Below are 8,583 nucleotides of genomic sequence, written 5' to 3'. Positions count from 1 at the left end.
AACCTGTTACTTATATTGGCTTGCTATTTTGTGCACTGATAAGTTTTCCGGCGGTAGCGCAAATTCCAATTAAATGGGGAACTGATTACTGGCAAGACTATACCAATTATGACGGAAGTGGCTTTTACAACGAGCTGGTACATAAAATTTTCCCTGAACCAGAATATGTAATAGATATTCACTACTACCCTTGGAAGCGTGCTGTTAACAATATTTTGCAAGGTACAATCGATATGACAGGCGCTATGTATAAAACGTCTGAGCTCTATCATTCTAATCGGCCTGTAATAATTGATAGGGTAGTTATGGTGAGCCATGTTGACGATGCTCTGAAGCAAGATTTTCTTAGTGACAAGCTCGGGGCCTATCGCTCTGGATATGAGGACATGGTTTTCTACCCGTATTTAGAAGAAGCTACGATGGGGCTTGAAGTCGAAGACTCACATAAAGGTTTAAACTTGTTAGCACTAAAAAAAATCGATTTTTATGTTGGGGCTGATAGTTTGGTGCAGTCAGCTTTAGATGAGCGTGACGACAAGTCGGAATATGAAATCACAGAAATTGGCAGTTTTGAATTGTATTGGTCTTTTGCTTTGAACGAACATGGCTTGGCGCTTAAAACAAAATTTGATGAACAAATAGAAATATTGCGCAAGCAAGGTGTGCTCGCGCGGTTGTATCATAAATATGATCTTACTATGCCGTTTTAATCTACGATTGCGGTATAGGTCAATAATATAAAAATAGGCTAGCAGTATGAAACTACCTCGACCTCTATATTTTGCTGGGCCATGAAATAAAAACGTCGACCTGGTTCATAATCACCATGGCTATAGGTATTAAAATTTAGCGCGAGAACTTGTTGTTCGGTCTCATCTAAATTTTGCACAACAATGCCGATATGGTTAATGTTGGCCAAGGTTTTATAGTCACTTTCTATCTCATTAATGGTTTTTGGTCTGTAAAGCGCGAGATAGTCTTTGTCGTTTCCAACGTGTACGGTGTAGCCGTCATTTTTAGCGCCGCCGCTCCACCTTACTTTCCAACCAAACAGCGTGCAAAGCAAGTTAGCTAATTGATCTGGGTCTTGAACGGTAATATTCGTGTGCTCTAAGTATGCAACTGTCATGTGTTTTTCCTTGTGTAGATAATCAACGCAAAACAGCTTAATATCTGAAGCTAACTTTAGATCAAGCGTTTTTATGCACTATAAAAATTTATGAGAAGAGAGGCGCTATGGCACCGGAACCCTTGGTAAGTATTGGCTTTATTGCAAAGCGTACAGGTAACGCAGTGTCATTAATTCGCTATTATGCCAACGAAGGGCTTATTCCTTCTGTGCGCACTAGTGGTGGAAATAGAGCTTTTCCTCGCTCTGTTATTCGCAGAGTTTCTTTTATTTTAATTGCGCAAAACATGGGATATTCCTTAGCGCAGATAAAAAGCCTGTTGTCTACGCTGCCAGACAGTAGAACACCAACCCAAGCCGATTGGGCAAAGCTAAGTAAGGTGTTTAATGAGTATATCGAAGCAAAAATCGCGGCGCTGACCAGCTTAAAAACCTCGTTAGAGGGTTGTATTGGCTGTGGATGTTTGTCTTTAGAACGCTGTAGGCTATACAATACCGACGATAAAGCGGCAGCCCAAGGCAGTGGCGCCCAGTTGCTCGATGAAAATGTGCAATCACAGTTTTTAGTTTCACACAAAAAGTAGCGCTTAATGCACCCGAAAAACCTTCACAAAAACGGCTATCCAATGGATGCGCTGTGTCACACATACCCAGCACTTAAGCCTTTTCTTGTACGTGCTAAAAGCGGTAAAACCAGTATAGAGTTTACTAATCCACAGGCTGTAAAAGTGCTAAATGCGGCTTTGCTTCGTCACTATTATCGCCTTCAATATTGGGATATTCCAGATGGTTACTTGTGCCCGCCAGTACCTGGTAGAGCAGATTATATTCACGGTATAGCAGATTTATTAAAAGCAACAAGTTCTAGTGAGAAAAGCGGGAGTGGGCAAGACGTGCGTGGATTAGATGTCGGCGTAGGTGCTAATGCTATCTATCCTATTATTGGGGTTACGTCCTACGACTGGTCATTCGTGGGTAGCGATGTTGACGAGGCTGCTGTAAAAAGCGCTAAAGTCATTGCTAGCAAAAATAGTGTGTTAGCAAATAAATTCCAAGTTCGTAAACAAACGAATAGTGCGCATATTTTTAACGGCGTCATTGAAGAAAACGAACGGTTTACCTTTACAATGTGCAACCCTCCGTTTCACAAGTCTGCCCAGGATGCATTGTTTGGCACGCGTAGAAAAACATCTAATTTAACCCGCAATAAGCAAAAGCGAGGTGGTGGAAAGTTCACCGATAATCGAGATCAAGGCTTGGGGTATCGTACATCCAAGCTACTAGGTAAAAATGCCTCGTATCAAAAGCAGGACGCAAACTTAAATTTTGCAGGACAGGCCAACGAATTGTGGTGCGAAGGCGGCGAACTGGCTTTTATTCAGCGCATGGTGCAAGAGAGCGTATCGGTAAAAAACAATGTAGAGTGGTTTACTTGTTTAGTCTCGAAAAGTGCTCACTTAAGACCTATTAAAACCAGTATCAACTACTATGGGGCGACTCAGTGCAATGTGATTGATATGGGGCAGGGAAGTAAGGTAAGTCGCTTTATTGCTTGGACGTTTTAATGGCTAAGTAGCTGAACTCGATTAATTAAAAGCACTTGAAACAACGAGCACCGCGTATGTGGTGCTCGCATGTATGCAAATTCGTGCATGTTTTTTCGTAAAAAACATGCCTGAGCTCGAGATTTAAAAGCTAAAGGTCTTAGATACACCAAACACAATACGTTCGTCGGCGGTATCTATGTCAAGGTTTGTGTTCTCAGCGGCAATTTCAAAGTCTAACCCTTTGTAGCTTGTTTGATACGCCAACCGGTAGTGATAGAAAGACGTGTTTTCATCACGCCATACCCAAGTATCGCTGTCTAAAGAGTTAGATACGTCAAAGCTAGCACGAAGGTTGTGGTTAGGTGCAAGTTCAAAGGTGTGAGCAATCATAGCAACCGTGTGTCTTGAGCCCGTGCCAAAGTAGTCCCACGTGTACCACAGGTTAAGCTCGGTATTACCGTAGTCGCTGGCATAACCGAATTTAGTATAAATTTCCGGGTAGTTACCGTCGCTTGAATCGTCACCGCCGTGATAAGAATAGTAGGCAATGCCGTAGTCAATGCTGACAGCTTCAGTGAGCATTTGGTAACGCCCAATGTAGGCATCCCACTCAAGGTTGGTGTCGCCACCAAAATCAACATTAGATGCCCAAGTTCCAACGTAAGTCCCATTATCAAAAGCTTTATCAACACCGCCCTGAAGCGCCGGGTCGTTTTGTGTTTGGCTTAAACCGTTAAAGGTATAATCTGATACCGCAGAGATATTGGCGCTTAAGTCAGCGAACGAAGCTGAAGAATATAACGCTGCGATAATAGCCGCTGTGAAAATATGCGTGGATGTAAAAAAAGAATTCAAGTTTTTCATTGTCAAACACCTGTTTTTATCGTTGTTTTATTTAGCCCGCTTCCTATTTGAAGCACATTTTTGCAGGTTTCGGGCAACACTTACCCCATTGGCTCAAAAGTGAGCCAATGCTAACGAGGTAAGAAGTTATTAAGTTAATTAGCTAAGATTTTCTATTTTAGTAAAGTCGATTTTGTTTTCTTTCGGAGATGTTTTTATAGTCGTCACCGATTTGAACTTCTGACTTAAAATGAACGCGAAACAGCTAAAGAAAATGGCAATAACTAACGCGCCTACCCACTGTATTTGTAAGAAGTCTAGTTTGAACAACAGCGTAAGCAGTGACAGTGCTACTATGTTAAGGGCAATGTAGTTACCTTTACCAATGCGTTCAACTGTCATATTTAGGTTGTCGGTGTAAAGCCTTATCAATGAGTCCAGTGAGTTGATTACGAAAACCACACCTACAAATACCATCGCCATATTCGTAATTCCTTCTGTAGGTATACCTGCACTGTGATAGTGATACAGTACCGAAAACCACGCGGCGATAGGGATAGATGGGATGACCATCATAGCCAACATGACTTGGTAGGTTTTAAGACCTCCCACAAAACGAGAGGTAAACTGACCTATCATGATGCTCCAGCTGAACCACCAGAATAGATAGAACTCGTGGTACTCATTTATGGGCAATACGAAATTATCAATGTTCGCAAAATATCCGCCAATAAGACCAAGATTGGTAAAATAAGCCGTAATTTCACTTTCACCAAAGACAAATGCTGCGGCCCACATACCAATAATGAGGGCTATGAACACCCATGTGGTCGTTAGGCTTAAAATTCGCACATACTTAATGCTAGTACTTGAGTAGACTGCAAAGGCAATAGCAGCAAATACAATCAGATAGAACGAAGGAACGACTGATTCGCCGTCACCCACAGACGGTAGATACCACGGAAGGTTAGACAGTAGTAAGAAGGCTGTGAAAGCACAGGTTCCGATGATCACAACATTATTGACGAACTTAACAACGGGAATTTCAAAAAATTTTACTTTTGGCTCAATTACGCAGAAATAAAAACAAGTAAGAAAGTAGAATCCCCAAATTAAGAACCCCCAAAATCCAAACTCAATGGCGAGCGGATTGGTGAAAGCATATTCAGGACTTGCGCTTATGTCAGCATAACCAGCAAATTCAGTAAGTGGGAACATAATTAGGCCCACGTCCAAACCCGAGGTAAAAAGAATGGCAATAAAAGTAAAGGTTCTAACTGGCGTTACGCCTACCACTTTCATGTTGCCCCATTTAAATAAAATATAGGCTACCGAAAGTAAGGTGAAAATAATGCCTGCACTAAGCCATACTGTCATTATCACCCTCCCAGTATTGATAAAAATGAAACATGTTTTTTCCTTTTTTTCGTTATTAAAAAGCCCACCCAGCTACACGCTAAAGCCATTAAAAATGGCGGCATGTAGGCACTGTGGAAGGTGTGCTTGTTTTAAGAACAAGCACACTGGTGCAAAATAGCTAAAAGCTCAACGCTGCTCAGTTTGCCAATTTGAATGGATATCCACTGCCACATGTTGCGGTGGCAAAGCTGGTTTACCCAAAATTATGTCTGCGGCTTTTTCTGCTACCATTATTGTGGGCGCATTTAGGTTTCCGTTCGGAATAGTGGGGAAGATAGATGAATCCACCACACGCAGGCCTTTAATGCCATGCACTTTGGTTTGAGAATCTACTACTGCCATGTCATCTTCGCCCATTTTGCATGAACACGACGGGTGGTAAGCACTTTCAACAGCTTCGCGCACAAATGCATCGATTTCTTCATCCGTCTGAATGTGCTCGCCAGGCTGAATTTCGCCGTCTCTGAAGTCGTCGAATGCTGACTGTGCGATGATTTCTCTTGTAAGCCTTACGCATGCTCTAAACCCTTCAATATCATCTTTGTGTTGCAAGTAGTTGAATAGGATTTTAGGAGGTATTGTCGGATCAGCAGACTGAATGGTAACGCTGCCTCTACTTTTTGGTTTGTTGTGGCCGACATGTACTTGAAAACCATCACCATCAAAGGCAGACTTCCCGTCATAACGGATAGCAGCGGGTAAAAAGTGATACTGAATATCAGGCCACTCCACATCAGCTTTAGAGCGAATAAACGCACAAGATTCAAAGTGATTAGTTGCACCTAACCCTGAACGGTTTAGCAACCAGCGCGCGCCGATGAGCCCTTTAGAAATTAAGCCCAGCTTGCGATTTAGCGTAATAGGCTGCTTACATTTGTACTGGAAATAGAATTCTAAGTGGTCTTGAAGGTTTTGGCCTACACCCGGCAGGTGATGGTTAACGTCAATGCCTGCTTTTTCTAGAATTTCTTTATCGCCAATACCTGAAAGTTGCAGAATGTGTGGCGAGCCAATTGAGCCGGCACTTAAAATCACTTCATTAGACGTATTGGCAGTTTCAGCTTTACCATCAACCACATACTCAACGCCTTTCGCGACTTTATCTTTCATTACTACCTTAGTAACCAGCGCGCCAGTTACTATTGTTAGATTTTTACGCGATTTTACTGGGTCAAGGTATTCTCGGCTTGCTGAACTGCGAACGCCGTCTTTCACGGTCATATGCATTGGCCCAAAGCCTTCTTGCTGCTTGCCATTATAATCGCTAGTGATATCGTAACCAGCCTGCTCACCAGCTTTGATAAATGCCGTGTATAGCGGGTTCTTCATTTCATTGCCGTTGTTAACGCCAAGTTCACCATTACCACCGCGATAAGCATCGTTGCCCTTGTACCAGGTTTCCGCTTTTTGGAAATAGGGTAGGCAGGCTTGGTAATTCCAGCCCTCTGCGCCGTGGGCTTCCCACTCATCGAAGTCTTTAGCGTGACCACGTACGTACACCATTCCGTTAATAGATGATGAACCACCCAGCACTTTTCCACGAGGACAGTGCATTTCACGGTTATTTAAATATGGTTCTTTTTCAGTGTTGAATTGCCATGCATACTTGTCGGTATTCATAGGAATAGACAGTGCCGTTGGCATCTTTATGAAAATGCTTTTGTCAGATCCACCGGTTTCAAGAAGCAAGACCTTATGCTTAGGGTTTTCTGATAAGCGGTTCGCTAGCACACAGCCAGCAGAGCCCGCTCCTACAATAATGTAATCAAATGTTTGCATATGTACTCCTACTACGACTTAAAACGGGCTCTCAATTTGGCTCATACCTACATAAACCGATTTGGTTTGCGTGTAGCTATTAAGTGTCTCAACGCCGTTTTCACGCCCTATACCTGACTGCTTGTAGCCGCCTACAGGCATTTCGGCAGGGGAGTTTCCATACGCATTTATCCAGCAAATACCGGCCTGTAGCTGGTGAATGACGCGGTGGGCGCGCTGAATATCTTTAGTGAATACACCGGCCGCTAAACCTAGTTCGGTGTCGTTTGCACGTGCAATTACTTCATTTTCGTCATCGAACACCAACACGCTCATTACTGGCCCGAAGATCTCTTCTTTAACGATAGTCATATCGTCAGTACAGTCAGTGAAGATCGTTGGCTCGACAAAATAGCCATTAGGAGCCGAATCTGGAGAAGCAGCGCTACCACCGGTTAACAGAGTTGCGCCTTCTTCTTTCCCTTTTGCAATATAGCTAAGTACTAGCTCTTGGTGCTTTTTAGAGATAAGTGCGCCTAGGTTCACATTCGGGTCTAACGGGTCGCCCATGATAATGTTGTTCTCTGTACGGGTTTTAAGCTCATCAATAAAGGCTTGATACACAGAGCGCTGAACATAAACACGAGTACAGTTCGTGCAGATTTCGCCTTGGGTATAAAAATTACCTAGCATAGCGGCACTAATCGCTTGGCTAATATCGGCATCGTCAAATACCACTAGCGGTGACTTACCGCCAAGCTCCATTGTAACGTCTTTCAAATTCGACGCAGCGGCGCTTTGCATCACTTTTTTACCTGTGCCCACTTCGCCAGTAAAAGATACTTTGTCAATCTCAGGGCTGTTAGTGAGCCATTGGCCTACTTGCGCTGCGCCTTGAACAACGTTAAACACGCCAGCAGGTACACCAGCTTCAGTGAAAATTTCAGCAAGTTTAAGTGCACCCATAGGTGTTTCTTCTGATGGCTTAAATATAAATGCATTACCTGCAGCAAGCGCCGGACCTGACTTCCAGCAAGCGATTTGGATAGGGTAGTTCCACGCGCCAATTCCAGCACAGATACCTAGCGCTTCTTTGCGTGTATAGAAAAAGTCGCCGCCTACAGATTGTTGTGTACCCAATTGAGTAGGAGCAAGGCCTGCGTAATACTCAATCACATCTGCGCCAGTTTCAATATCTACACAATCGGCTTCTTGAATAGGCTTACCGGTATCGAGTACTTCTAATTTAGCCAGTTCGTCATTACGCTCACGAAGCAGTGCAACCGCCTTGTTAAGAATGCGAGTTCTTTCGATAGGCATCATTGCTGACCACGCCGCAAACCCTTCTTTAGCGCTTTTTATTGCTTCTTTTTGGATAAACTCATCAGCCACTTCTACGTGGTAAATTACTTCACCGGTTGCGGGATTAGTTACTGCAAAGGTTTCTTTGCTCTTATTTGCCATCGGCTTGCCGTGAATGAAATTCTGATAAGTTGGTAATGACATGCATGAACTCCTACTTTAAAAAGTGCTGATAACGCTCGCCAATCTGCGTGTTCTACGAATAAAAATAAATATGTATAACGTAATATATGTAAATGGTTTCAAAACGATGAATAGTGTTGAAACTATTTCTCATCGCTTGGCGATGAAAAGGTTTGCATTAATCACTTTATGCTAAACAAATACCATCTTCGCTTTCCTCACCCACATCGGATTTTTGTGGGTTTCATAGCGACATCTCTCTTAACTTCAAGGTGGTATTTTATTTTGATTGGCTGTTCAATTAAAATAAATTGTATAGTGTTCTAACTATTATTTCAACGCTGATGTATTTTCAGAGCAAGATTGAGTGAGTGTTTAAAGCGTGCTTTTAATACTTAATTT

At 42.8% G+C, this 8,583-nt stretch carries 8 protein-coding genes; 3 read left to right on the top strand and 5 right to left on the bottom strand.

The annotated features are described in order from the left end of the window. Positions 1–710, top strand: a 710-nt coding sequence (locus KL866_RS12155) for an ABC transporter substrate-binding protein (protein WP_214995242.1), incomplete at its 5' end; no start/stop codon positions are given. A 38-nt stretch (positions 711–748) separates the two neighbouring features. Here KL866_RS12155 and KL866_RS12150 read toward each other — a convergent pair. Further along, complete coding sequence (locus KL866_RS12150) at positions 749–1,129, bottom strand: VOC family protein (RefSeq protein WP_025256021.1); 381 nt, start codon at positions 1,127–1,129, stop codon at positions 749–751. A 107-nt stretch (positions 1,130–1,236) separates the two neighbouring features. Here KL866_RS12150 and soxR point away from each other — a divergent pair, with 107 nt between their 5' ends. Then, the gene (gene soxR / locus KL866_RS12145; protein ID WP_214995241.1) at positions 1,237–1,713 is read left to right on the top strand and encodes a redox-sensitive transcriptional activator SoxR; all 477 of its coding nucleotides are present in this window, start codon (positions 1,237–1,239) and stop codon (positions 1,711–1,713) included. A 6-nt stretch (positions 1,714–1,719) separates the two neighbouring features. Further along, a complete protein-coding gene (rlmF, locus tag KL866_RS12140; protein ID WP_214995239.1) occupies positions 1,720–2,694 on the top strand; it encodes a 23S rRNA (adenine(1618)-N(6))-methyltransferase RlmF in 975 nt (324 codons plus the stop codon). 123 nt (positions 2,695–2,817) lie between these two features. On the opposite strand, the gene KL866_RS12135 is transcribed toward rlmF, so the two are convergent. The 4 genes from KL866_RS12135 to betB form a co-directional block, all read right to left on the bottom strand. After that, complete coding sequence (locus tag KL866_RS12135) at positions 2,818–3,540, bottom strand: TorF family putative porin (protein WP_025256018.1); 723 nt, start codon at positions 3,538–3,540, stop codon at positions 2,818–2,820. 138 nt (positions 3,541–3,678) lie between these two features. Further along, positions 3,679–4,896 (bottom strand): choline transporter, encoded by a 1,218-nt coding sequence (locus KL866_RS12130; RefSeq protein ID WP_025256017.1) that lies wholly within the window; start codon positions 4,894–4,896, stop codon positions 3,679–3,681. A gap of 168 nt (positions 4,897–5,064) precedes the next feature. Further along, positions 5,065–6,717, bottom strand: coding sequence for a choline dehydrogenase (gene betA / locus KL866_RS12125; protein ID WP_025256016.1), 1,653 nt, complete (start codon positions 6,715–6,717; stop codon positions 5,065–5,067). An 18-nt stretch (positions 6,718–6,735) separates the two neighbouring features. Next, entirely contained in the window at positions 6,736–8,202 is a 1,467-nt protein-coding gene (betB, locus tag KL866_RS12120) for a betaine-aldehyde dehydrogenase (protein ID WP_214995238.1), read from the bottom strand. Positions 8,203–8,583 lie beyond the last annotated feature (381 nt).

Origin of the sequence: Alteromonas sp. ALT199 (assembly GCF_018619335.1) — a bacterium.
GTDB lineage: Bacteria > Pseudomonadota > Gammaproteobacteria > Enterobacterales > Alteromonadaceae > Alteromonas.
Note: the sequence above shows the minus strand (reverse complement) of the source record. Positions and strands in the feature narration are given on the sequence as shown.